We start from the raw sequence: 24982 nt of genomic DNA, 5'->3' as shown, positions 1-24982 counted from the left end.
AATGAAAAAAACATTATTAACATTATTAGCTTTGTGTTTTCTTCTTGTAGGTTGTGGTAAATCCCAAACTGCTAATACTAAAGATGCAGATCAAGCTCCGGAAGAAGACAATAAAATTGTAATAGGCGTAAGCCCTGTACCCCATGGTGAAATTATAAAGGGTGTGCTTCCTGAACTTGAAGCGGCAGGACTTGATGTGGAAATAGTTGAATTTGATGACTACATTCAACCTAACAAACAACTTGCAGCAGGAGACCTTGATGCAAACTATTTTCAACACAAACCCTATCTTGACGAATTTAAAGAACAAAATAAACTTGACCTTACTTCAATAGGAAATGTTCACATTGAACCTATAGCAGTTTATTCAGACTCTTTAACTTCTCTTGATGATCTTAAAGATGGAGATGAAATAATTATTCCAAACGATCCTTCAAATGGTGGAAGAGCACTTCTTCTTTTAGAGAAGGCTGGAATTATTAAACTTAAAGATAGCACTAACCTTCTATCTACAGAAAATGATATAGCTGAAAATCCAAAGAATCTAAAATTCGTACCTATGGATGCTCAAAACATTCCAAATACTTACAAGGATGCAGCTGCAGGAGTTATTAACTCAAACTTTGCCATTGGAGCAGGCCTTAACCCTCTTACAGATTCTATTTTAATTGAAGATGAGGATTCTCCTTATGCAAATATAGTTGCTGTAAAAACTGAGGACAAGGATCTTCCTAAATTTAAAAAATTAATGGAAGTTTTAAACTCAGATGCTTGCAAAAAATTTATTGAAGAAAAATATGATGGCGCTGTAATACCTGCCTTCTAAAAATTAATAGGCATTAAAAAACCTCTGACCTTTTAAAGTGTCAGAGGTTTTACTTTATATATTTTTATCTTCTGTTTGAATTTCTCCAAAGTCCCGCTTCTTCAGCTTGTTTAATTAAATCATCTCTAAATTCCGGAGCTGCAAGTCCTATAAGACCTTCCGCTCTTTCCCAAGTTGACTTACCCTTGCAGTTAAAGATTCCGTTTTCAGTAACTACATAATGGGTGTTAGGTCTTGCAACTGTAATTGCAGATCCTGTTGGGAAGTTAAGCACAATTCTTGATTCTTCTCTATCCTTCTTCTTGTTATAGAATTTTGATGACAAGCAAATGAAACTCTTTCCTCCCTTGGATAAATAAGCACCAAGTACAAAGTCAAGTTGTCCTCCGGCTCCTGATATGTGTTTAAATCCACTTGATTCTGATGACACTTGTCCGAAAAGGTCAACATTTACCGCATTGTTAATAGATACAAAGTTATCAAGTTGAGCAATGACTCTGGCATCGTTGGTGTAATTTACAGGTACTGCCATACATTGAGGGTTGTTGTCTACAAAATCATATAACTTTTTAGTTCCTGCTGCAAAAGCATAGGTTTGTCTGAATCTATCTATATTTTTTCTTGCCCCTGTAATTTTTCCGTTATCATGTAAATCGACAAAAGCATCTACCAGCATTTCAGTATGAACTCCAAGGTCCTTTAGATCTGATTCAGCTATTAGAGAGCCTACAGCATTAGGCATACCACCTATACCTAATTGAATACATGAACCGTCTCTAATTTCAGGAACTATAAGTTCAGCAACCTTCTTGTCCACATCTCCGAAGGAGCCTGCAGGCAAGGTATAAATGTCATTGTTGTCCCCTTCAACTATATAATCAACTTGATCTATATGGACTACATTTTCAAATCCGCCAAGGGCAACAGGCATCTTTTCATTAACTTCAACTACAACCTTATCGGCTCTTTCAATGGCAGCCATTAAATGAGATGCGTTAAGTCCCATGTTAAAATAACCATGTTCATCCATAGGTGTAACTACTAAAAAGGCTATATCAACCTTGATATTTTCTCTATAGTATCTTGGAAGCTCTGAATATCTTAAAGGACTGTAAAATCCCCCGTCCCCTGCATTAACTCTTTTTCTCTCAGATCCGCCTGAGTGCCATGAATTCCAAATAAAGGCATCTCCATTTGGATCTGCTGCAAATATTTCAGGAGCTTTAAGAATTACTCCTCCTCTAACTACAACATCCTTCAATTCTCCGGCTCTTTTTGCAAGAGCGGCATCTATAGCTACAGGAGTTTGTCCTGCCCATGCATAGTCTACATAGTCGCCGCTTTTAACTAAGCCTGCTGCAAATTCAGCACTGACTAATTTCTCTTGATATTTTTCTTTATAATCCATTTTCTCTCCTATCCTTACATTAATACAAATTCCTTCTGATTATATCACATAACCTGTCTGTTTTTCTCCTTTATTTAAGAGACTTTAAGCTTTAAACTTGTTTAATCTTAGAGCATTTGTTACAACAAAAAGGGAAGAAAAGCTCATGGCAAGTGCAGCAAGCATAGGATTTAATTTTAAGCCAAAGTTCTTGTAAAATACACCTGCTGCAACAGGTATACATATAACGTTGTAAAAAAATGCCCAAAAAAGATTTTCTTTAATATTTTTAATTGTAGCATTAGAAAGCTTTATAGCAGTTAAAAGATCCTTCATATTTGATTTTATTAAAACAGCATCGGCAGACTCTATAGCTATATCTGTTCCTGATCCTATGGCTATTCCTACATGAGCAGCAGCAAGAGCCGGAGCATCGTTTATTCCATCTCCAACAAAAGCCACTTTATTATTTTTGTTTATTTCATCCCTTAGAATTTTTTCCTTGTCCTGAGGTAAAACCTCTGAATAAATTTTATCTATTCCCAAAAGCTTTCCGAGGGTTTCTGCAGTATTTTTATTGTCTCCCGTTACAAGACTTACATCTATATTCATTTTTTGAAGTTCACTGACAGTTTCCCTTGCATCATCCTTTAAGGTATCTGACAGAGCTATTAAGCCTATTACTCCTTCTCCGTCTGCAAAGTAAATTGGAGTCTTTGCCTCCTTGGAAAATTCCTGTGCCTTTTTTTCAAAGTCAAAGGTTTCTATTTCTTCTTCCCTTAAAAGTTTAATGTTTCCTGTTAAATAGCTTTTCCCCTTAAATCTTGCTATAAGACCCATTCCTGATAGGCTTGTAAAAGATTCAGGTTCCTCTATTTCTATTGACTTCTGTCTTGCATACTTTACTATAGATTTAGCCAGAGGATGCTCGGACTTTAACTCTATAGCGGCGGCTATTTTTAAAAATTCCTCTTCGCTCATGTCCCTTGTAATTATGTCCCTTACTGAAAACTCTCCTGTAGTTACTGTGCCTGTTTTATCAAGTAATATCTTGTCCGTCTCGTGAAGGTTTTCCAGAGCTTCAGCAGATTTAAAAAGTATACCGTTTTTTGCGCCTACACCTGTCCCTACCATAATTGCTACAGGTGTGGCAAGTCCCAAGGCACATGGACAGGATATAACAAGAACCGAAATAGCCATTGTTAAAGATATTTCAAGATTCTTGGAGGTTATTAACCAAGCTGTAAAGGTAATAAGGGATATACCTATAACTGTCGGGACAAAAACAGAAGAAATTTTATCCGCAAGCTTAGCTATAGGAGGCTTGCCTGCATTGGCCTCTTCCACAAGCTCTATTATTTTTGCAATAGTTGAGTTTTTTGAATCACTTGTTGCTTTAAACTTTATAGATCCTGTTTTATTTGTAGTGGCGGACATTACCTTATCACCTTTATTTTTTTCTACAGGAACACTTTCTCCCGTAAGGGCCGATTCATCTATAGTAGTGGATCCGTTAATAATTTCTCCGTCAACAGGTATATTTTCTCCCGGCCTTATAATTATAAGATCCCCCGCTTTTACCTCTTCTATAGGTATGGACCTTTCTATTCCATTTTCTTCAATGTTAACAAATTTAGGAGTAAGATCCATAAGAGCCTTAATAGCTCCTGAAGTTCTTTTTTTTGCTTTAGCTTCAAAGTATTTTCCGAGACTAATAAGAACTAAGATCATACCTGCCGATTCAAAATAGAGGTCGTGGCTGAACCTATCAAGAACACTCATATCTCCATGGGATAAACCGCAGGCAAGCTTATAAATTACATAAATTCCATAAATAAATGCCGCTGATGACCCTAAGGCTATTAAAGAATCCATATTAGGTGATGCCTTTAATAAAGATTTAAAGCCTCCTGTAAAAAATTTTGAATTGATTATCATTATGGGAATAGTTAAAAGCATTTGACTTAAAGCAAGTATAAGGACATTTTCCTTACCCGATAAAAATTCCGGCTGAGGAAGCTTAAACATAGGCCCCATAGCTATATAAAATAGTGGAATCATAAATATTAAGGACCTTGTCAACCTAGCCTTTAATATCTTTAAATCTTCTTCAAATGGATCCTCATAGTTTTTTGCCTCAGCTTCTGTCTTATCTCCCTTTAAACTTGCTCCATATCCTGCATCCTTAACAGCTTTTATTATATCCTCAGACCTTGTTTTTAATTCATCGTAGTCTACAATCATGCTGTTAGTTAAAAGATTTACTGAAACTTCATTTATATCTAGCTTATTTACACTTTTTTCAATTGCAGACTGACAAGCTGAACAAGTCATGCCGGTAATTGAATATTTTTCCTTCATATAACGCTCCTTTAATTAATATTAATAAGATTTTTCTCTACATCTATTACAAAATCCTTAAATTTTTCCATAGTTGCATTTATTTTATCCTCACCTATATCTATGTCATATTCTTTTTTATCTGCAGTAGATAAAAGCTTCGCCCTATCTACCTTTACTCCCTTTATTGCCTCAAAGGCCCTTATATAGATATGAAGCTGGTGAGAATAATACTTAATCGGGTCTTCATTTAAGGAGCCTGTCTTTATATCTATAAGTTCGATTTTTCCGTCCACCTCCCTTATTTGATCAATGGATCCGGTAATAATTATATCTTCAAACTTATAATGAAAATTAAACTCACTATATAACAAGCTACCCTTTTTTATTTTATTGTAAGCATTAATGTGGTCTTTTAAAACTTTTACAAGCTCCTCTGTCTTACTTAAATCATAAACTTTCAGCATTTTATTTAAAAATTCATCCGTATCGTAAGGCTCAAGCTCGGCATACTTATGAACAATAAGTCCTCTGGTCCTGGGATCAATAATAAAAGCCTTGGAATCCATTCCGTCCTCATAGGATAGTTCGTCTTCATCTCCAAGAAGGTATCTTTTTATAAATAGGTCGGGATCTTTTAAATAAAGCAAAAAGGAAGTAGCTGAATAATATTTTAAGATTCTCTTTTTAGAGAAGATCTTGTCCAAAAGATAAGAAGATTCATCTTCAAGACACTCCCAGTCGTCCTTCTTAATATCATCAAGGTCAGGTATAAGTATAAGCTTTGCCCTGCCACTTTCAACTGATTCTTTAAAGATATAGTCCAAATCTGAAAATCCTGTACTCTTCAGCATCATTGCATAGCTGTTTTTCTTAAGCTTAGGCTCCGGCTTATCCTTATCCTCAATGAAAATGCTGAAGGTTAAGGTTTCTTTGGCCCTTGTTGCCGCCACATAAAAAATTCTTTTTTCCTCTTCAATTTCCTCTTTAGTAGTGGACTCTCTAATAATTTTATACTTGGCATCTCTACCTTCAAGATTTATACCAAGGCCTATTTCTCCAACTTGAAACTTATTGGTGTCTGCACTTATAGGAGTTCTTAGATTAAAGTCGCAAATAATTACATGATTAAACTCCAGTCCCTTTGACTTGTGTATAGTCATTAGATTTACACCGTCTTCTGCAAACTCCTCCTCAACTTCTCCGGCTTCCAAGTAGTCTTTAAAATCCAAATCAAATCTTATATCCTTCTTTTCAAAATCCCTTACAAGTCTTAAAAACTTGTCTATATTTATAGGGGCGTTTTTCCCATAGCAGAGCCTTGCAATTTCATAGTAGCTTAAAAGCTCAATGGCCTTTATATAAAAATCTGATAAGCTATAATAGTTTATTATTTCTCTAAGCTTGTTTAATCTTTCAAGACCTTCAACATAAAGTTGCTTCATGTCCTCTTCAAGTTCATCTTTGTCATTATAGGAAATATCTCCATTTTCCTTAAATTTTAAAGCCAAAAGAAAAATGGAATTTTCATCAAGTCCCACCATAGGTGATTTTAAATAAGACAAAATATTTATTATATCTTTTTTATTTGAAGCGGCAGCCTTTAAAACTAATAGATCTCTTACCTCTTTTAAATCACTGAACTTTTTAGAAGTATTATTAACCCTTATTCCCCTTTCTATTAGGGCATTTTCAAGTTTATCTATGTCTTTTTTCCTTCTGAAAATAACTGCTATGTCCTTCATTTTAGCTCCGCCATCTATTAGGTCCTTAATATAACTTGCAACGGCAAGCTCCTCATCTGAATTATAATGGAGAATTTTAATTTTCTCATTTCCCTTAACATTGGCATTAATAGGATTATAGTCTTCCTTTAAAAGCTTGGAAAATATAAAATTATAACTTTCCACAAGCTTTGCTGACGATCTGTAATTCTCCTTCATTTGAAGATCCAAGGCTCCTAAGTATTTCATGTCCTTTGTAAATTCCTTATAGGACTTTAAACTTCCTCCCCTAAAACCGTAAATACTTTGCTTAGGATCTCCTACTACAAAAAGATTTGTATCCTTCGATAGGTTGTTTGTCAGTCTTTTTAAAATTTCTATTTGAGTTGGGTTAGTGTCTTGAAATTCATCCACCAATATATATTTATAGTCCGTCTTTACGCCTAAGCTTAAAATTTTAAGACAGTAGTCTTCAAGGTCATTATAATCTAAAAGCTCTCTTTCATTTTTTAAAGAGCTATAAACTTGATCCGCTCTTTTTAAAATATTAAGAATCAGTTTATAGTATTTTAAATTGTGAATCTCCAGGTTATCCTTTAAGTAAATTATCTCCTTTAAAATTTCCTCTCTTTTTTCAACTACCTTTTCAGATTGTGATTTACCTAGGTTGTTTTCTATTGTGCCAAGATAATCATAGTAGGGATTATTTAAAAATAAAATAAATTCTTCACTTACATAAAATTTCTTAAAAGTGGGGCCCGGATTTAAAGCTGCATACTCATGTAAAAGGTTTATTAAGTCTTCAAAGCCCTTAAAGCTTAAGGTTCCATTAAAGCTGTCATTTAATTCCGATACCATTTCAATGGTCATGGATTTATTTCTAATAACATCATATAAATTTATAAGCTCTTTCTTCAGACCTCTTAAAGAATACTCTCCTGTCTCTCTGAGATAATCGTAGACCTCCTGATCGTTTTTATACTCATCTAAAACCTGATCCATTACCTTTGAAATCATGGCTTTGGCTATTTCAGGTTCGCATATTTCAAAATCCGGAGATACTCCTATGCTAATGGCCCTCCTTCTTATTAGCTGTGAACAAAAACCATGTATAGTAAATATTTGTGATCTTGAAAAATATTTTCCAATTTCTCTTAAATCTTTATTATCTTCAGCAAGCAAGGCGTTTTTTATTTTAGCCTTCATTTCCTCGGTAGCTTTATTGGTAAAGGTTATTGCTAAAATTTCATCAATCTCTCTACCCTTTGTCAGCTTTGCATTTTTTAAAATATTAATATAACGCCTTGTTAAAACTTTTGTTTTTCCCGTACCTGCTCCGGCACTTAAAGAAATATTGTCCAGAAGGTTTTCCGCAGCAATTTTTTGTATCTCATTAAGCTCTTCCATTAGTCCCTTGCCTCCCTGAATAAATCTCTATATATCTCCTTAGTAAGGTTTCCACCGGTGAAATTTCCTGAAGCTATATCTGCATAAATTTCAATTAAAACTCTATAAGCACCTTTCATTAAATCGTTAATTTCCTCTCCTGTCATTGATGCTTTAGTCTCAGGCCTTATATCTGAATTTGACAAAACAATTTTATATTCTCCCTTATTTATAAGACCATATCTTAACTCAACTACGCTATCCTGACTTAGCATGTAAATGGGCATTTGTAGTGATGTAAGATTTTTAATATCCTTTATCGAATCACTTTTTGAGCTTTTATAGTCGGTAATAATTTTAAAGCCCTCAAAATCATCTATCCTGTCAATTCTTCCCTTGATTTTAAATTCTCCAAGGTCTAAACTAAAGGGTAATTCAAATTCAACAGGTCTATAACCATTTCTATTTTCAATATCCATTTTAATAAAATTAAAAAGAGTATCTGTAAGATTGTTAAGCTTGGCCTTGTCAACAGCATTAAAGCTTACCTTGTTAGGATCATTAATCCTCATCTCACGGGCAATCATATCCTTTAAAAGATCTCTGTTTAATTTTGTGTAAGTCTTTATATAGTTTTCTAAAATTTTGTGGTAAAGTTTACCCAAATCCATATAGTAAGTATCACGATCTTCTATAAGCTCTCCTATACCCACTAGAGTCTCATAAAGAAATTCATAGGGAGATTCCATATATTTATCAAAGTCCGTAGCGTAAAAGTCCCTTACCTTTAAAAGCATAGTGAGCTTATTAAGTGCCTTGTCTGTTAAAAGAATCATAGGTCTTATACCTTTTAAATTTTCATAAAGACTTCTTTTGTTTATGGATTTATAATCCCCAAGGCTCTTATATTTTTTTATCATATCTTCCCTTAAAATTCCTTCCTCCAAATCATCTATAATATTTATAAGAAGTTCAGTTTCTGAAGATATGTCCCTAACTTTAATTTCTCCTATATTTTTAAATAAATTAAGAAAAACCGAAGAATCATCCTCTTCACTTTTAAGACCTATTATATAAATCCTCTCTGATTTTCCTATAAGTCTTAAAAACTTTAACAGCTCTCTTTGATAAGTATCTTCAAAAGAAATAAGATTAAAGCCCAGGCTTCTAAGTTCATTTTCCCTTTCAAAATTAAAAACCGGATCTTCCTTTCCATAGTTGGGATAGTTTATATTAAGTCCTTCAATTACAAGATTTTTAAATTTTAAGCCTATAAAGTTGTTGGCATTATATAGATTTGGAGCATAGTAATCCTTAAACCTATAGGTAATATTTCCCATGTAGTCCTTTAGGAGAGAAACATATTGCTTAAAGCTTATTGTTTCAAAATATCTGTCATAGCTTTTAAAAAAATCAAGTATATTTTTAATTGAATTATAGATATTCTTATCTCTAACATAGATTTCACCATTTGCTGTCTTTTTATAATGGTCTTCTATGTAAGACCTTGCACTTTCAAGCTCTTTAAGTAAAAAATCCGAATAACCTGTAAAATCTGAAGCTCCTTTAACATCTACCTTTAAGGCAGAAACTATATCATAAAATTCACTTAAGCTTAAATGCTCCAGCTCCACCTCTCTTCTGGTGGAATTATAAAGATCATAGTAATCCTTAAAATCTATATTTGAAAAATCCGCCACAGCCTCATCGATTTTTTCAGTTATTGGAAAATATTTAAGCTTAAGCCTATTTATAAGCCTGCCTTTACTATCGTCAATTAAATAATCTAAAAAAATGCTGAATTCATGAATCAAAGGTCCGTTAGACTCTGTTGATTCAATATTATTAATATGAATAGCCTCCACTGCCATCTGGCCATTATAATTCAGATCCTCTCCCGAAAGATTAATTATATCTGTTGATGTAGGATTAAGCTTTAAAAGCTTAAAAACAGACTTGTTCTTATAAAAGCTGTTTGAGTCTTTAAGATAGTACATCTTCTTCTCATAAAGGCTTTTAATTTCATTAAAGGAGCTTTCTCTCTTATCAATTATCCGGAAACCCTTTTTGGCAAAAAAATCCGATAAGTTATCAGAATAATTAAGGTCCTTTAGAAAATAGGGGATGTTTATTAAGACATCACAAGTATTTCCAAGATTTAAAATATAATCAAGGTCCAAATTTTTTATTGAATAAAACTCATCAATTATTATTAAATCAAAAGCCTTATCATTAAGTTTAAAGTTTTCCAATAAATCAGTGACATTATAATTTTTAAGGAAATCCAAATACTTTCTATAAACTAAAAAAAGTTCATTAAGAAGAGGATCTTGAGGCTCACTTAGAGGGTCAACCATATCCTCCCTGGCCCTTCTTAAAAATTCAAGAATCATATTTATGCTTCCTCTGTTCTTTGACAGGTAACTGTAACCATCCATAGACAGGGTTTCAAAGATAAACTGCTTAATAATATTATTGTCTATTGGCAGCTTATCTCTTGTCCTGTACCTTAAAGAATCAAAGGTGGAAAAATCTATACCTGATAATCCCTTCAGGCCCTCAATATAAAGGTCCCTCATTTGGTCTGCCGATTCAATGGAGGGGCAAATATATAAAATCTTTTTATCTTCCTTTAAATAGTTAATAATTATTTCTTTAAGGTCCGGATTATCTTTATTAAGGTCTGTTTTATAGACTACTTTCATTTTTATCTCCAAAGCTCCTTTTGAAAAATATCTCTTAAAATATCCTGCTCTTTTTTAGGTAGTTCACTGTAAAACTCCCTGCCCTTTAAATAAGCAAGGTCGTTATCAGCATCAGCAAATTTTATTTTATAATTATGCAAAAATTGATTCCTATAGCCGTATTTAGATTCAAACTCCTTGTTTAAATCTTTTCTTCCATACTTTATATCTCCCAAAATAGGAAGTCCTCTTGATTTAAGGACAGTCCTTATTTGATGGGTCCTTCCCGTTATAAGCTTAACCTCAAGAAGGCTATAGCCCTTGCTTGATTCCACAACTTTAAATTCCGTTAAAGAAAGCTTTCCTTCCTCCCCTGATTCTAAAGCACTGACCTTGTTGTTTTTACTATCCTTTACTAAATAGGATCTGTCTTTAAAATCCTCCTTAACTTCTCCCTTAACAAGGACCAAATAATATTTTTCAAGGATATTTCTTCTAATCAAATCATTTATCTCTCTTAAACTTGCAGCGTTTTTGCCGGCTATTAAAATTCCCGAAGTATTTCTATCAAGTCTGTTACATATAGAGGGTCTGAAAGTTTTCTCAAGTCTCGGATTGTAGTCCCCCTTGGCAATAAGATAGTCCACCATCATATCAACCATATTTCTTACATAGGCTGATGAGTCATTGTGAGATAAAATTCCCGCCGGCTTATCCAGCAAAATAATATTGTCATCTTCATATATTACCCTGGGGAATTTCCCTGACCTTAAATCAGGCTCTTTTCCTATAAATTTAGTTAAAGTCTCATCACTGAAAAATATTTTTATCTTATCCTTTTCCTTTAATATATCCTCAGGCTTTGCCTTCTTGTCATTTACAAGAATATTTTTCTTCCTTAAGCTTTTATATATAAAGGACAGGGAGGCATTTTTTAAATACTTTTTTAAAAATCTGTCTACTCTTTGTCCCGCGTCATTAATTTCTATACTTATCTCTTTCATAAAATCATCTCTTTTTTTTAATCTATCTTGATAATAACATATTTTAATTTTTAATAGGTAAACTTGTCTTTTCTTTTATAAATAAACATAAGCTTAAGATTGTGTTATAATGTTTCTATAAATGAAAGGAATGAGGATTTTACTTGAAATTTTTTTATGGATTAATTGATTTTACCTTTAAGCTTTTTAGGTTTCTTCTTGTGGTTTTAATAATAGGTCTGCTTTTTATGATAATTAAATGGAAGTCAGACACACTCTACCTGGAAAGTGTATCAGATGGTGAAATTGAATTTACTATGATTGACGAGCTTGAAAAAACTAAAAAGGATTTTATTGCCTATTATAAAAAAGAGGATACACCTAAAACCTCCGAGCTTGAGGTAATTGAACAAAGTTATATAACTGTAAGGATTCCTCAGGATGCAAGTATAGATGAAATAGCAGACGAGCTTCTAAAAAAGAAGCTTATGACAGATAGGGAAGCCTTTAAGCTTATGGTTTACAATATGGGCCTTGACAACAAATTTGCACCGGGAAGTTACGAAATTGCCGGAGGAACTAAAATCCTGGACACAGTTTTAAAATTAACCGGAGAAAAGCAGGAGGTACATACAATTACAATTGTAGATGGAGATGACGGATACAGTGTGGCAACAAAACTAAAAGAAATGGGTGTTATAGAATCTGTAGATACTCTTATAAACAAGATAGGCGAAATGAAATTATACTACAGCTTTAAGCCAGGTGAATATGAGTTTACAACTCCTATTAGAAACTCAAAGCTTATTGAGCTTCTTACTAAGTAAAAAAAAGGATTAGATAATATATCTAATCCTTTTTTATATAAAGACTTAATTAATAATTGTTATAAATCTAAAAGAAAAGGTCCTGTCAATTATGATAGGTTCCTTTTTAATTACTATTTTCTTTTCTTTAAGAATCCAAGAGCAGCACCACTTAGTATGGCAGTTAACATACTTAGTCCCATGCCTGGATCGTAGGTCTTAGGTGCCATATATGCAGGTGTAGGTTCTGCCGGTTTTTCAGGAACAAAAACTTCTTCCTTTGGTTCTTCCACTAAAGGTGGAGGGGTTTCCTCTACCGGTGGTGGTGTCTCCTCCTTAGGTGGAGGTGTTTCTTCTTCTGGTGGTGGTGTCTCTTCCTTCGGTGGAGGTGTTTCTTCTTCTGGCGGTTTAACTTCGCCTTTAATTTTAAAGGTTTGTGCGGCGTTATTTAAATCATCTTCATAACCTGCATATACTCCATCTTCATAAATCTTATAAAGAAAAACAAATTCATCTCCGTCATTATATATGCTTGAATCAAAAGTTACCTTTATAGTAGTTTCTCCCTTTGAGCTTTCAAGTTTTCCCGTTTCATAAACTATAGGTTCTTCTGTCTTTACTTCTTCACCAGTTCTCTTATTAATAAGTCTACCGACAAATTTATATTCTTTACCCTCAGTTAGCTTGTCAAAAGTAATCTTATCTATAACTTCAGTTTTCTCTCCCCTAGTTACAACCTTCTCTTCAGATTTTTCAGGGTGAGATGCTTCGGTTTTAAATACAAATTTCTTGTTTATACATCCAAAGGCCGGATCATAAACTTTAACCTTTATAGTCTTATATCCGCCTTCTTCCTTAATAGGTCCCTCAGGTGTAATCACAACTCCGGGTTCTACATAAACCTTTTTTTCTATTTCTCTTACAATTGTCATACTGGGAGTGTTTATATTGTTAATGTTAGGACCCATTTTCAATTCATAGCCTGCTGGACTAAAACGTATAATTGGTGGATGATTTGGGTCAGGCATATCCTCCGGAGAAGGAGGTTCTAAGTCACTTAATAACATAGGTCTTGGAGTGCTTTTTATATAAAAGCTTTTAAGTTCATGATTTAAATTTGTATCTGTACGTAATTCTTCCACCGTGTAGGTATGCTCACTAAAGTCCTGATAACAAACAAGACTTATATCAGATCTCGCATAGTCGAATCCTTCCGGAAGCTTTAATTTTCCTTCCTTAACAAGAGCCGCATAGCGTTTTTCTGAAAAGCTTTCTACTGTTTTTTCAAATTTCCTAAGCTCTTCAGTAAACTGTCCATTTTTATCCAAATAAGTAGAAATTTTAGGTACCTCATCTATAGGTAGATCCTTATACTCAAAGGCATCTTTATGCACCCAAATATCTTTATTTTCGCTCTTACTACGATATCCATATCTAATTACAACTTTTACATAGCCCTTGTTTACTGCGCTTTTAAAATAAGCTCCTTGGTCTTTGTAAAAATCGCTATATTTATAGGGATTAGGTTTTTCCGGTTGAGTAAGAAAGCCGTCATTTACATTAGATGGGCTTCCGGATCCGCTATTAGGTTCCAATGACTCATGGGATCCGAATAATTCAGATTTTTCAGGCTTCTCTCCATTAGGAAGGGGATCTCCTGACTCAATAAGATTCTTTATTCTATTTTCGTATAAGTAAAAGTTAGCGTCTCCACCCCAAGGCTTTAAAGTATCACTATTAAGAAAAACAGGATTGGATACACCGTCAGCATCTGTTACAACTATATGGCTTTCTCCCGTGTCCACATCTGTAATTTTAAAAGCGACTCTCATGGGATTGCCATTTTCGTCTTTCTTAACTATAACAAACTTATTAGGTTCCAATTCCCTTGGTGAAAAGTTAAGGATGCTGCCACCGCTGCCACCGCCATCTCTTACAGGTCCACTATTAAATTCTTCTCCTATTTCAAGGTCGGCTTCATTAGCAATTGTAGGGTCTTTTGCCTTAGCTTCACTTTCTTTCTCGCTTTTTTCAGGCTCTTTGTCTTCGTAAACCTCTGTTTCTTTTTCAGATTCTTTAACAGGAGCTTCAGTTTGGATATTTTCTGTGCTTTTAGTATCAGTATCATTTGTTTCGGAAGATTCAACTTCAGCTGAAAATTCTTTTTCGTCTTCTTCGCTTATTGTAGTTTCGCTTTTATCTTCTTTCTCTTCCAAAATTTCAGATTCTCCCATGTCCTTTGCAGGTTTTTTATCTTCAGAAGTGTCTTCCGAAGAGTCTTCAGAAGATAAGTTAGACTCTACAGAAACAGTCTTATCAGGAACACTTCCCGGATCTTCAGATTCGTCTTCTGCAAAAACATTTACAGGAAGTAGCAGCAAGGCCATGGAAAGCAACATCACTGCTCTGATTTTTCCTTTCATTCTTTTCCTCCTTTCATAAAACAGAAATACCCCCCCCCCCAAAATTTTGGGAGAGGTAGAATTTCCTCTGTTTAAAATAAAATTGTTTTAAAATATCTAGCAATGAAATTTCAGATACCTAGATTATAACACATTTAAAAGTTTTGTATATTGTTTTTATAAACATTTAATAGATTATAAAATAGTGTTTAGGTAAGCTTTAATTAAAACTATTAAAAATAAAAAAACAGATGTTTTATATAACATCTGTCAATTTGCATTAATTAGTCCGCCCTTAGTGTAAAGCTTATAGTAATCTCCCCTCTTTTCCATAAGCTCCTTATGGCTACCTCTTTCAATTATCTTTCTGTTTTCCATTACCAAAATCTCATCTGCATTTTGCACTGTAGTAAGTCTATGGGCTATGGTAATTGTAGTCCTTCCCTTGGCAAGCTTTTCTAAGGATTCCTGTACTACCTGTTCTGATCTGTTGTCAAGGGCTGAAGTCGCTTCATCAAGTATAAGAATTTTCGGGTTTTTCAAAAATACTCTTGCTATGGATATTCTTTGCTTTTGTCCGCCTGAAAGCTTTATTCCTCTCTCTCCAACATAGGTATTAAATCCTTGGGGAAGCTTATCTATAAATTCAGTGGCTCCGGCAAGGTCTGCAGCCTCCCTTACTTCTTTGTCACTGGCATCGGTCCTCCCATATCTTATATTATCCATAACCGTCCCTGAAAATAAATAAACGTCCTGCTGCATAATTCCTATGTTATCTCTAAGGGATCTTAATTTAAGGTCTTTTATGTTGTTGCCGTCAACTAAAATCTCGCCCTGGCTTACATCATAAAACCTTGGAATCAAATTACATATAGTGGTTTTGCCTGCCCCTGAGGGACCTACTATGGCAATGTTGTCTCCGGGATTTATTTTTAGATTAAAGTTTTTAAGAACATAGTCCGTATCTTCTTCGTATTTAAAGTCTACATTTCTAAATTCTATTGAGCCCTTTATGTCTTTAAGGTCCTTGGCTGTCGGCTTGTCGACTATATCAGACTTTATATCCATAATTTCGGCAAATCTTTCTATCCCCGTCATGCCCTTTTGGAACTGCTCAGTATATTCAACTATCCTTCTTACAGTATTAAGAAGAGAGCTTATATACATTACATAAACTATAAGGTCTGAGGGTTCTATTTGTTTTTTTATCATAAAATAGCCGCCGGACAATATAAGTAAAAGATACATAAGGCCGTCAAAAGTCCTTGTTACTACCATAAAACCGGCAAGAGATTTATAAAATTCTCCCTTAATGGATAAAAACTTGGAATTTTGCCTGTTGAATTTTTTAGCTTCCACATCTTCATTGGCAAAGCTCTTAACTACTCTTATGCCTAAAAGGGACTCCTCTATTGAAGAGTTTAAATATCCTATATGAACTCTCTGATCCTTTTGTGCCTTTCTTAATCTCTTATTATACTTTGATGCGAAGTATATCATTATAGGTATAAGGATATAAATTAAAAGAGTCATCTTTAAATTTATTCCCGCCAGTATTATAAAGGAAAAGATTATTTTTATACTTCCTATAAAATATTCCTCAGGACAGTGGTGACAAAACTCCGTTATATCCGACAGGTCATTGGTTATTCTACTCATTAGAACTCCTATTTTTGTTTCATTATAGAAGGAGTCGCTTAGAGTTTGAAGGTGAGAGTATAAATCAGACCTCATGTCCGTTTCTATTTTTGCTCCCATCATGTGTCCTATATTTGCCATATAGTAGTAGGCAATAATCTCTATAACCTTTAATAATGCAAACAAGGCTGCAAGCTTTACTACAAAGGAGCCTGTTAGACCTTCATAATCGTAAAGCCCCTTGTTGGTAAGAGTCCTTAAAATTAAGGGAAGAATCATTTCAGCTGCAGTTGTAAAGGCTGCACATATTAAATCTATAAATAAAATATTTTTATACCTTTTAAAATAGGGCATTACTCTTTTTATAAGGTCAAGATTTTTCATTTAATCACCGATTTAATTTTATATTAAAATAAAATTACAGGCAAGTTTAAGAATCCTTAACTTAAAAAGAGTTTAAAGATATTTTATTGACTTTAAAATTTAATAAATATATACTTCTACAGGGAGGAGATCATGGAAACTACTAAAAAAATCGCCAGGTCAACCTTGGCCATTGTTATTTTTTCTTTAATTGGAAAATTACTGGGTTTATATAGAGAAATATTAAGGGCCGCTCGTTTTGGAGCAACTGCTGAAATGGATGCCTATGTTGCCAGTCAATCTGCCACATCAATTATATCAATGCTTATTACGGCAGCTATTGCCACTACTTTTATACCTGCCCTTCAAAAGGCTGAAAGGGATTTAGGTCATGAGGAGAAGCTCAAATTTACCAATAATATGCTTTTTATAGTAATCCTTATATCCACTCTTGTAGTGGGATTGGGAATGTTCTTTTCGGAATACTTGGCTGCTCTTGTGGCACCTAAAAACAAACTAACTCCTGAAATGCTTGACCTTATTGCCAAGCTTATTAAGGTAGGTCTTCCGGTAATTATTTTTTCAGCTATGGCCGGTGTCTTTACCGGATTTTTGCAATATGAAGGTAGATTTGCTGCAGCAGGAGCAATTGCCATCCCTCTTAATATTACCTACATTATCTATCTTAACTTCTTTAGTGAAAAAGGCGGGATAGTAGGACTTTCAATTGTATCAGTGCTTGCCGTTGTTACTCAGGTAATATTTTTGCTGCCTGATTCTTTTAAAGCCGGCTTTAAATTTATGCCTGTTATAAATTTTAAAGACTCTTATGTTAAGGAAGCTATGGTACTTGCTCTGCCTATTTTATTAAGTACCGCCATTAACGATATAAATATAATAGTCAACAAAAGACTTGCCATGGGTATGGAGGTAAGCTCTACATCTGTTATAGACTATGCAAGTAAAATGAATATTATGGTTTTGGGAGTATTTATTACAGCAATTACTGCAATAATATTTCCCGCTATGTCAAGAGCCTTTGGTACAGGAAATATTATCCAAGGCAAAAGAGTTATGAATGCCTCTGTTAAAACAGTGCTTTTTCTAACTGTGCCGGCTACTATAGGTATGCTTATTTTAGCGGAGCCTATAGTTGATATAGCTTTCTTCCATGGAAGATTTACCGCTCAAAATGCCATAGACACAACGGCAACCTTAAGGTTTTATTCTATAGCCTTAATCTCCATGTCCTTAAGCAATGTTTTAAACAGGGTCTATTACTCAATATCCGACACTAAAACTCCTTTTTATATAGGACTTATTAACGTCCTTATTAATGTGGGGCTTAACCTGTCAGTGGCACATAGATTCGGAACAAGAGGACTTGCTGCTTCAGTAAGTATAGCAACTACCATTGCCGTTCTTGCTTCCTTTGTACTTCTTAGAAAGAAAATCGGTCATTTCGGAGCAAGGTCTTACATTAAAGCCCTTATTAAAACTTTAATGGCTTCTGTCGCCATGGGTCTTGTGGCCTTTTGCTACTATCCTTTAGAAATTTTACTTCTGGGATTTTTATCAAGCTATCTACCCGGCAAGGTCATAAAGCTTTTAATTCTTATTCTTGTAGTTAGTCTGGCTATGATAGTTTATATAGTATGTATGTACCTTCTTGGTGTTAGAGAAATTAGAGATGTTATAAGGATTCTAAGAAGAAAAATTAATAATAAAAAAGAAGCTAAGTCAAATTAAGACTTAGCTTTTTTCTTACTCGCTTCTTATGGCATCAAGAGCTGATATTTTCATGGCCTTTCTTGCAGGAAGGTATCCTGACAAAACTCCTATCATAGTTGAAAATATAAGGGCTATAAATATTAACCACCAAGGTATGTAAGAAAGCTTAGGGTTTATATGCATCTCTTCCATATAACTGAAGTAACCCTTGGTAAAAAAGTTAATTCCAAAAGAAATGATAAGGGATAAAATAATACCCGCCGTTCCTCCAATAAGACCTATAAAGCCCGCCTCTACAAGGAAAAGTTTTTTTATATCTTTTATGGAGGCCCCTATAACCTTCATTACTCCTATTTCCTTAGTCCTTTCATAAATGGACATTATCATGGTATTGGATATGCCTATTGCCGCTACTAAAAAGGCTATTCCCCCTATTGCACCGAAAACTAATTGCACTACAATAAGCTGTTGATTTTGTGCCTTCATACTTTCGGCCCTGTAGTTTATTGGACAGTATCCTAAATTACTTATGTCCTCTTGAACCTGTTCAACATTTTCAACCTTATCTACCAAGACCTTTATCTCATTGTATTCCTTTGGTAGCATATCCTTTATACTTTTTCCGGGCTTGGCATAGTTTTTATAAAGATTTTTTAAATAGTCATTGGTTATAAAAATCGTATTTGAATTTTCCCAGTCCCCTTGATCCTCTTTTAGAACTCCAACAACCTTAATTTTTTCCTTATATTCCTTCTGCTCCTCCACAGGGCTTTCCGATTCTTGAGAAGATGGTCCGTAACGCATTTCTGATTCATCATAAACCTGCATACCCTTAACTTCAATTCTACTGGTCATAGGCTTTACCTTATTGCTTGAATCCACATTTGCCCTTTTAGGATCGTAAAAACCCTTGGTTACATAGGAGCCTAAGACCATACCTGACTTGTTATCTTGATTTGTTAAAAGTCTTCCCTCTTCAACCTCGTATCCGAAGTCCTCCATAGCTGACGGATCAACTGACTTAAACTGAGCTCCCCCGGAGAGCCTTCCACTTACTAATTGCAGGTCTCCTGAATACATAGGCATTACCGCCTTAACATGAGGGACCTTTTTCACCTCAGAGACAGCAGTATCATTTCTCGGTTTTGATTTTTTCGGTAGGGCATTTGAGTCTCCTTCCACATTACCATAATCATAGAGCTGCAAATTAAGCACATTCAGATTTACATTTCCCAAAAGGGCCCTGTTAATTCTCGAAAATCCGAATCCTATGGAAAGCATAACTATAATGGAGCTGGTACCTATTATTACTCCTAAAACTGTTAGGAAGGTTCTGGTTTTTCTGTTGCTTAGGTTTCTAAAGGCCATTTGAATTAAATCTTTAGACCTCATTATAATTTCATATCCTCATCTTCTTCATTTTTCCTTCTCTTTCTTCTTATAAGAATTATGGCTGCAGCTATAATACCAAGTAAGGCTATAAGAGCTCCAAGAATTTTAACAATGGGACTTGTTCCTGGCCCCGGTTCTTCGGAAGGCATGTCGGCATCCGTAGGTCCTTGATCCATTATTTCAAATTCATATTCTCTTACTTCCTCCTTACTTTCTCCTGTAGAGTCTTCAAAGCTGAAGGTTATACTTATTTTCTTTTTACCTTCACTTTCAGGTGTTATATTAACTGAAAACTGATCGGAGCTGCCTGGAGAAAAGTTTCCCTTAAAGTAGGTGGGAGTATCAAATTTAAGTCCCTCTCCTGCAATTTTAACCATTACATTATATAGGGTGGCCTTGCCTGTGTTATAAAATTCAACTGACAAAGGAGTTTCCATACCCATCATAAAATCGCCTTGAGGAATTATCTCCCCTACATCAAGCTTTGCCTGTTGCACTACGGGAACTCCTATTTGTTCCGTTGCGGTGTACTTATTTGCCTGGGCATCCTCATATTCAAAATTTGCCACTATTGTATAAGTCTTAGCTGCAGTATCAGGTACTGTAGTAAGGGTAATTTCTTTTTCTATTCTTTCTCCCGGATTAATATTTGCTACATAAAAAGTATTGGAGCTACCCTTAGGAGTAAATACTGATGCTGTAGACTGAGATCCTTGAGAACTTTGTTCGCCATTTCCCGTTGCTGATTCCTGAGTGTCTGATGTTAGAAATATCTTAATATTTTTTACCGCCTTGTTGGCATTGGTATTATAGAAGGTTAAATACATATTAAAGGGCTTACCCGCCTCAATTATTTCCGGTGAAAAAGAATATTCTTCTATAATAAGCTTAGGTACAGGTCCTTCATCAGGCTTCGCATTAGGATCCTTCTCCTTAGGTGCCTTTACAAAGACCCCTACTATTTGGCTAGCCTCCTTGGAAGCGTCTGTTGTAGTTTCATCAGTATAGGTTGCTTTAATTTCTACAGGATAATTTTTTGTTTCAGCTGCAGGAGTTGTAATAAAGTCAAAGGTAAAGTGAGAGCTTTCTCCCGGTGCCAAAGGCTTTGCCATTACCTTGGAAACAGACTTTGATGCAAGTCCTGATTGGTCTTGACTATCTGCAGTTACAATTATATTTTCAGCCTTATACTTTCCTGTATTTATAAGGTCAAAGGATATACTTGCAGTTTTGTTTCTGCCTATGGAGCCTGTGGGAAAGGTTATATTTTCAAACTGAAGCATTGATAATGTTTCATTTGATTTTAAAATATCAATGGTAAACTGGTAAGAGCCTTCAATAGGCGCTGAGGTCTCCTTTTCCCCTACAAAGGTGTATTTTAAATTAAGCATATGGGATCCGGCTCCAGTTGATCTGTCGGTTTTTAAGTTGAAAATTACATACTCTCTTTCTCCCGGTCCAAGTCTTGTAATATCTATAGTGGAAAGACCTGATGCTAAAGTTATCCCCTTGTTTTCAAGTCCATCAAGGGACAGCTTTATATTTTTTGCTGGAGCATCCCCTGTATTAATAACTTCAAAGGGAACTTGAAAGGTTTTTCCGGCTTCTATTGAATCTATCCAGCCAAGCTGCATTTTCTTTATTTCAATTGACGGATTAATCGGCTTATCCGGTGCTTCCACTCTTACATAGATAGTTTCACTCTGCTCCATAAACCGTTCGTCCTTAATATAGTATCTCATATTAATTTCAACTGCTATGGTTTTGGAAGTAAAGTCCGCGTCAGTTCTTATTTTAAAATACCCTGATTTTGTTTCGTTACTTGATATAGAATTATTTTCAGGAGGTATTATTTCACCCTTACCGTCTATGTAAACCTTATCGGGATCCTTTATTTTGGCGGTAGCTGTAAGTCTATTTATTGAATTTGGGGAGTTGTTAGTAATACCTACTTTTACAACAGCTCCCCCTCCCTCGCCTATGGTAATGGTTTGGGGCGCCGAAACGGCAAGCTTCATATTAAATGTTTCCCCTTCACCTCCAGCTTCTACTCTTGCACTAAAGGGCAGTAATAATAAAAATGCTAATAGTAAATATAGTTTCTTCATATAGTCTCCTCTCCTGAAAGCAGGATTTTTGATTTGTTATTTTCTATCCCTGTAATTTTTCCATCCCTCATATCTACAATTCTGTCAGCATAAACAGAGGTTTCAATATCGTGGGTTACAATTATAAGTGTTTGGTTATTCCTTCTTGCCATGGAACACATTAAGTCCATTACCTCCATGGAGGTTTTGGTGTCAAGGTTTCCCGTAGGCTCATCGGCAAAAACTATTTTTGGAGCATCTACAAAGGCTCTTGCTATTGACACCCTTTGCTGCTGACCTCCACTCATTTCCGACGGCTTATGATAAATACGCTCACCTAACCCTACCTTTTCAAGTATGTTTTTACTCATTTCATCCCTCTCCTTCTTTTTAAGCCCCTTAAAGATAAGCCCAAGACTTACATTGTCAAGAGCATTTAGAGATGAAATAAGATTGTAGGATTGAAAGACGAATCCAACATTTAATTGTCTGAACTTTGTAACCTGAACTTCATTTAACTTTTCAATATGTACTCCTCCTATAATTATTTCTCCGGAGCTTGGCTTGTCAAGTCCTGCCATCATATTAAGAAGAGTGGATTTTCCGCTTCCTGAAGTTCCTAAAAGGCACAGAATCTCTCCCTTGTAAATGTCAAGGTTTATACCGTTTAAGGCATATATCTTTTCCTTGCCCATTTTGTAAATTCTGCTTAAATTTTTGATTTTTATAAATTCTTCCATGTCAACCTCTCTAAAGGATTATATCACAATAAGGTCTTCTAAAAAATATTTTCCTTCTGCGACTTCAGCTACTTATTAGGTATTCCTATATACTTTACTTTAAGGACACCTGTGTATCTTGGAGCTTTAAGAAGTCCCTTTTTTATTTTATGAAAGGTTATTGTTTCGGAAGCTTTAATAGCTGCTCCCATTACTTCTCCCGTATCGGCATTTATCCCTGAAGGTATATCTACAGATAGGGTTGCCTTGGAGCAAAGGTTGATTTTTTCTATAAGCTCTTTATAAAAGCCTTGAACCTCTCTTGACAGTCCTGTGCCGAAAATTGCATCTACAAGGAAATAATCTCTTATAGCTTCCGAAAATTTATCCAATTTATCTTCTTCTAAAAAGTTTATAGGCACTTCCAAATTCTTTAATATTTCATAATTAATCCTGCAGTCCTCAGTCATTTTGTCAGGGTTTCCTGCTATATAGACCTTAACCTCTCTTCCGCTTATGTAAAGATGTCTTGCAATGGCAAGTCCATCGCCTCCATTGTTGCCGCAAGAAGATACAACTACGAATTTATGATACATATCTTTAACTTCACTAAAAAACGCCATAGCTGCATTTTCCATTAGAACTATAGAAGGAATTTTATAAAAATTTATAGCTCTTTTATCAGCGTCAATCATTTCTTTTCTGCTTATAGCTTCTCTATTCATATAGACCTCTCAAATTTTATCTTTATTTTAAACTTTATAAATATTTTACATTAAGTCATCTTTTCTTAAAAGTCTTATATTATATCTGGAAGGCAAATAAAAAAGCCGATGCCTAAGCACCGACTTAAACGGAATTTCCAACTTCAATACTTATTTGATTAAATCTGTCAAGGATATCATCTATGTTAAGATTTGCTTTCTCCTCATTTTTTTTATCTATAAGGACCTTTCCTTCATGCATCATAAGAAGTCTGTTTCCGTATTTTAAACTGTATCTTAAATTGTGAGTTACCATAAGGGCTGTAAGGTTTTTCTCCCTTACTATCTTTTCTGTAATGTCCATTATTATATCTGCAGTTTTAGGGTCAAGGGCTGCAGTATGTTCATCTAGGATTAAAAACTTAATAGGTGTCATAGTGGCCATTAAAAGTGCCACAGCCTGTCTTTGTCCTCCTGAAAGAGAATTTACCTTTTCATCAAGTTTGTTTTCAAGTCCAAGACCTATAGGTGCCAGTAGAGATCTGTAGTAATCTCTTCTCTTTTTGTTAATGCCCCAGGTTAGGTTCCAAGGCTTGCCCTTGTTGTCTGCCATGGACATATTTTCAAGGAGGGTCATGGAGGGTGATGTTCCCATGGCGGGATTTTGGAAAACTCTTCCCATTTCCTTATACCTTAAATGTTCCCTTCTAAGACTTATGTCTTCCCCGTCTATTTCAACAATGCCTGAATCTATAGGTAAAGACCCGCAAATTAAGTTAAGCATGGTGGTTTTACCTGAACCGTTACTTCCAACTATGCTTACAAAGTCTCCGTCATCTATTTTTAAATTAAAGTTATTAAAAATTTGAAATTGGTTAATGGTCCCGAAGTTGTAATATTTATTTATATTTTTAAGTTCAAGCATTTTTAACCCTCTTTCTTCTAAGTCCCCCATCTCCAAGTACAAGTATAGCAAGGAATATAAGAGCTGTTATAAGCTTCATGGAATTTGCCGTAAGTCCTATGCTAATGGCAAGGGCAATACTTGCCTTATAAAGTATGGACCCTATTACAACCTTACTTGTCCCTCTAAGATAGGTAACTCTTTCAAGAAGCTTCATTCCCAGTACCACACTGGCAAGGCCCATTACCATTGAACCTGTACCCATAGATATTTCAAAAAACTTCTGCTCTTGAGCAACTAGAGCACCACTTAAGGCAACGAGTCCGTTGGATATGGCAAGGCCTTGAATTTTTATCATGCCCGGATCCTTAGCCATGGTTCTTACAAGAACGGGATTGTCCCCTGTGGCTCTTAAAAGAAAACCGGCCTTAGTTTTTAAAAAGGCATCAAGGGCAAATTTAAGTATTAAAACTATTGGAATCATTATAATCAAAACCTTGTATTTAACCAAAGATTCCGGAATAATCCCATTTATAAACTTATTGGAAAAGATAGTGTCGTTATTAAATATAGGCACATTGGCCTTGCCTGCTACAAATAAATTAATTGTATAAAGGGCAGTTTGCATAATAAGACCTGAAAGCAGGTCCTTAACTCCAAGCTTTATATGAATAAGGCCTGTAATCATACCTGCCATAGCTCCAGCAAAGAAGCTTATAAATAAAACCGCTAAGGGATCCACTCCCCTTACTATTAAAAAGACACTTACCGCCGCTCCTAAAGGAAAGCTGCCGTCTACTGTAAGGTCCGGAAAATCTAAAATTATATAAGCAATATATAGTCCCAAGGCAAGGAAGACATAGGTCATGCCCTGTTCAAAAATTCCAATAATTATATCCATTTAAC

Annotated in this window: 16 protein-coding genes; 3 read left to right on the top strand and 13 right to left on the bottom strand. The window is 34.9% G+C overall.

The window, feature by feature from the left end; genetic code table 11:
* Window position 1: 1 nt before the first annotated feature.
* Window positions 2-826 carry a MetQ/NlpA family ABC transporter substrate-binding protein gene (locus PEPCATONIAE_RS03520; RefSeq protein ID WP_138159592.1) on the top strand — a complete coding sequence of 275 codons (825 nt, stop codon included), beginning with the start codon at window positions 2-4 and terminating at the stop codon, window positions 824-826.
* A 64-nt stretch (window positions 827-890) separates the two neighbouring features.
* Here the strand turns inward: PEPCATONIAE_RS03520 and PEPCATONIAE_RS03515 are convergent, their stop codons facing one another.
* From PEPCATONIAE_RS03515 to PEPCATONIAE_RS03495, 5 genes are all read right to left on the bottom strand, one after another.
* Entirely contained in the window at window positions 891-2234 is a 1344-nt protein-coding gene (locus PEPCATONIAE_RS03515) for a butyryl-CoA:acetate CoA-transferase (RefSeq protein ID WP_138159591.1), read from the bottom strand.
* An 84-nt stretch (window positions 2235-2318) separates the two neighbouring features.
* On the bottom strand, window positions 2319-4574 hold the full coding sequence (locus PEPCATONIAE_RS03510) for a heavy metal translocating P-type ATPase (protein ID WP_138159590.1): 2256 nt from the start codon (window positions 4572-4574) through the stop codon (window positions 2319-2321).
* An 11-nt stretch (window positions 4575-4585) separates the two neighbouring features.
* Complete coding sequence (locus tag PEPCATONIAE_RS03505) at window positions 4586-7684, bottom strand: UvrD-helicase domain-containing protein (protein ID WP_138159589.1); 3099 nt, start codon at window positions 7682-7684, stop codon at window positions 4586-4588.
* Window positions 7684-10368 carry a PD-(D/E)XK nuclease family protein gene (locus PEPCATONIAE_RS03500; protein WP_138159588.1) on the bottom strand — a complete coding sequence of 895 codons (2685 nt, stop codon included), beginning with the start codon at window positions 10366-10368 and terminating at the stop codon, window positions 7684-7686. The genes PEPCATONIAE_RS03505 and PEPCATONIAE_RS03500 overlap by 1 nt, the downstream gene beginning before the upstream one ends.
* 2 nt (window positions 10369-10370) lie before the next feature.
* The gene (locus PEPCATONIAE_RS03495) at window positions 10371-11351 is read right to left on the bottom strand and encodes an RluA family pseudouridine synthase (RefSeq protein WP_138159587.1); all 981 of its coding nucleotides are present in this window, start codon (window positions 11349-11351) and stop codon (window positions 10371-10373) included.
* A 143-nt stretch (window positions 11352-11494) separates the two neighbouring features.
* On the opposite strand from PEPCATONIAE_RS03495, the gene PEPCATONIAE_RS03490 reads away from it, so the two are divergent.
* On the top strand, window positions 11495-12157 hold the full coding sequence (locus PEPCATONIAE_RS03490) for an endolytic transglycosylase MltG (protein ID WP_138159586.1): 663 nt from the start codon (window positions 11495-11497) through the stop codon (window positions 12155-12157).
* A 113-nt stretch (window positions 12158-12270) separates the two neighbouring features.
* On the opposite strand, the gene PEPCATONIAE_RS03485 is transcribed toward PEPCATONIAE_RS03490, so the two are convergent.
* Window positions 12271-14559 carry a VaFE repeat-containing surface-anchored protein gene (locus PEPCATONIAE_RS03485; protein ID WP_138159585.1) on the bottom strand — a complete coding sequence of 763 codons (2289 nt, stop codon included), beginning with the start codon at window positions 14557-14559 and terminating at the stop codon, window positions 12271-12273.
* A 249-nt stretch (window positions 14560-14808) separates the two neighbouring features.
* Window positions 14809-16560 carry an ABC transporter ATP-binding protein gene (locus PEPCATONIAE_RS03480; RefSeq protein ID WP_138159584.1) on the bottom strand — a complete coding sequence of 584 codons (1752 nt, stop codon included), beginning with the start codon at window positions 16558-16560 and terminating at the stop codon, window positions 14809-14811.
* Window positions 16561-16692: 132 nt separating this feature from the next.
* Between PEPCATONIAE_RS03480 and murJ the strand changes: the two genes are divergently transcribed.
* Window positions 16693-18288, top strand: coding sequence for a murein biosynthesis integral membrane protein MurJ (murJ, locus tag PEPCATONIAE_RS03475; RefSeq protein WP_138159583.1), 1596 nt, complete (start codon window positions 16693-16695; stop codon window positions 18286-18288).
* Between the two features lie 15 nt (window positions 18289-18303).
* Here murJ and PEPCATONIAE_RS03470 read toward each other — a convergent pair whose 3' ends face one another.
* The 6 genes from PEPCATONIAE_RS03470 to PEPCATONIAE_RS03445 form a co-directional block, all read right to left on the bottom strand.
* On the bottom strand, window positions 18304-19662 hold the full coding sequence (locus PEPCATONIAE_RS03470) for an ABC transporter permease (protein WP_138159582.1): 1359 nt from the start codon (window positions 19660-19662) through the stop codon (window positions 18304-18306).
* Window positions 19662-21770, bottom strand: coding sequence for a COG1361 S-layer family protein (locus tag PEPCATONIAE_RS03465; RefSeq protein WP_138159581.1), 2109 nt, complete (start codon window positions 21768-21770; stop codon window positions 19662-19664). Before PEPCATONIAE_RS03465 ends, PEPCATONIAE_RS03470 begins: the two co-directional genes overlap by 1 nt.
* Window positions 21767-22489 (bottom strand): ABC transporter ATP-binding protein, encoded by a 723-nt coding sequence (locus PEPCATONIAE_RS03460; RefSeq protein ID WP_138159580.1) that lies wholly within the window; start codon window positions 22487-22489, stop codon window positions 21767-21769. Before PEPCATONIAE_RS03460 ends, PEPCATONIAE_RS03465 begins: the two co-directional genes overlap by 4 nt.
* Window positions 22490-22557: 68 nt before the next feature.
* Entirely contained in the window at window positions 22558-23193 is a 636-nt protein-coding gene (locus PEPCATONIAE_RS03455; protein WP_138159579.1) for an NAD(P)H-hydrate epimerase, read from the bottom strand.
* 124 nt (window positions 23194-23317) lie between these two features.
* Window positions 23318-24097 carry an ABC transporter ATP-binding protein gene (locus tag PEPCATONIAE_RS03450; protein ID WP_138159578.1) on the bottom strand — a complete coding sequence of 260 codons (780 nt, stop codon included), beginning with the start codon at window positions 24095-24097 and terminating at the stop codon, window positions 23318-23320.
* Entirely contained in the window at window positions 24090-24977 is an 888-nt protein-coding gene (locus PEPCATONIAE_RS03445) for an ABC transporter permease (RefSeq protein ID WP_138159577.1), read from the bottom strand. Before PEPCATONIAE_RS03445 ends, PEPCATONIAE_RS03450 begins: the two co-directional genes overlap by 8 nt.
* Between the last annotated feature and the right edge of the window lie 5 nt (window positions 24978-24982).

This window comes from Peptoniphilus catoniae (assembly GCF_901447155.2).
GTDB classification, from domain to species: domain Bacteria; phylum Bacillota; class Clostridia; order Tissierellales; family Peptoniphilaceae; genus Peptoniphilus_E; species Peptoniphilus_E catoniae.
This window is presented reverse-complemented; position numbering and strand designations above follow the sequence as displayed.

Coding starts and splice junctions, on each gene's coding strand:
- PEPCATONIAE_RS03520 (WP_138159592.1), top strand. CDS start 2: ATGAAAAAAACATTATTAACATTATTAGCTTTGTGTTTTCTTCTTGTA.
- PEPCATONIAE_RS03485 (WP_138159585.1), bottom strand. CDS start 14,559: ATGAAAGGAAAAATCAGAGCAGTGATGTTGCTTTCCATGGCCTTGCTG.
- PEPCATONIAE_RS03515 (WP_138159591.1), bottom strand. CDS start 2,234: ATGGATTATAAAGAAAAATATCAAGAGAAATTAGTCAGTGCTGAATTT.
- PEPCATONIAE_RS03510 (WP_138159590.1), bottom strand. CDS start 4,574: ATGAAGGAAAAATATTCAATTACCGGCATGACTTGTTCAGCTTGTCAG.
- PEPCATONIAE_RS03470 (WP_138159582.1), bottom strand. CDS start 19,662: ATGAGGTCTAAAGATTTAATTCAAATGGCCTTTAGAAACCTAAGCAAC.
- PEPCATONIAE_RS03505 (WP_138159589.1), bottom strand. CDS start 7,684: ATGGAAGAGCTTAATGAGATACAAAAAATTGCTGCGGAAAACCTTCTG.
- PEPCATONIAE_RS03465 (WP_138159581.1), bottom strand. CDS start 21,770: ATGAAGAAACTATATTTACTATTAGCATTTTTATTATTACTGCCCTTT.
- PEPCATONIAE_RS03450 (WP_138159578.1), bottom strand. CDS start 24,097: ATGCTTGAACTTAAAAATATAAATAAATATTACAACTTCGGGACCATT.
- PEPCATONIAE_RS03480 (WP_138159584.1), bottom strand. CDS start 16,560: ATGAAAAATCTTGACCTTATAAAAAGAGTAATGCCCTATTTTAAAAGG.
- PEPCATONIAE_RS03460 (WP_138159580.1), bottom strand. CDS start 22,489: ATGGAAGAATTTATAAAAATCAAAAATTTAAGCAGAATTTACAAAATG.
- PEPCATONIAE_RS03500 (WP_138159588.1), bottom strand. CDS start 10,368: ATGAAAGTAGTCTATAAAACAGACCTTAATAAAGATAATCCGGACCTT.
- PEPCATONIAE_RS03455 (WP_138159579.1), bottom strand. CDS start 23,193: ATGAATAGAGAAGCTATAAGCAGAAAAGAAATGATTGACGCTGATAAA.
- PEPCATONIAE_RS03495 (WP_138159587.1), bottom strand. CDS start 11,351: ATGAAAGAGATAAGTATAGAAATTAATGACGCGGGACAAAGAGTAGAC.
- murJ (WP_138159583.1), top strand. CDS start 16,693: ATGGAAACTACTAAAAAAATCGCCAGGTCAACCTTGGCCATTGTTATT.
- PEPCATONIAE_RS03445 (WP_138159577.1), bottom strand. CDS start 24,977: ATGGATATAATTATTGGAATTTTTGAACAGGGCATGACCTATGTCTTC.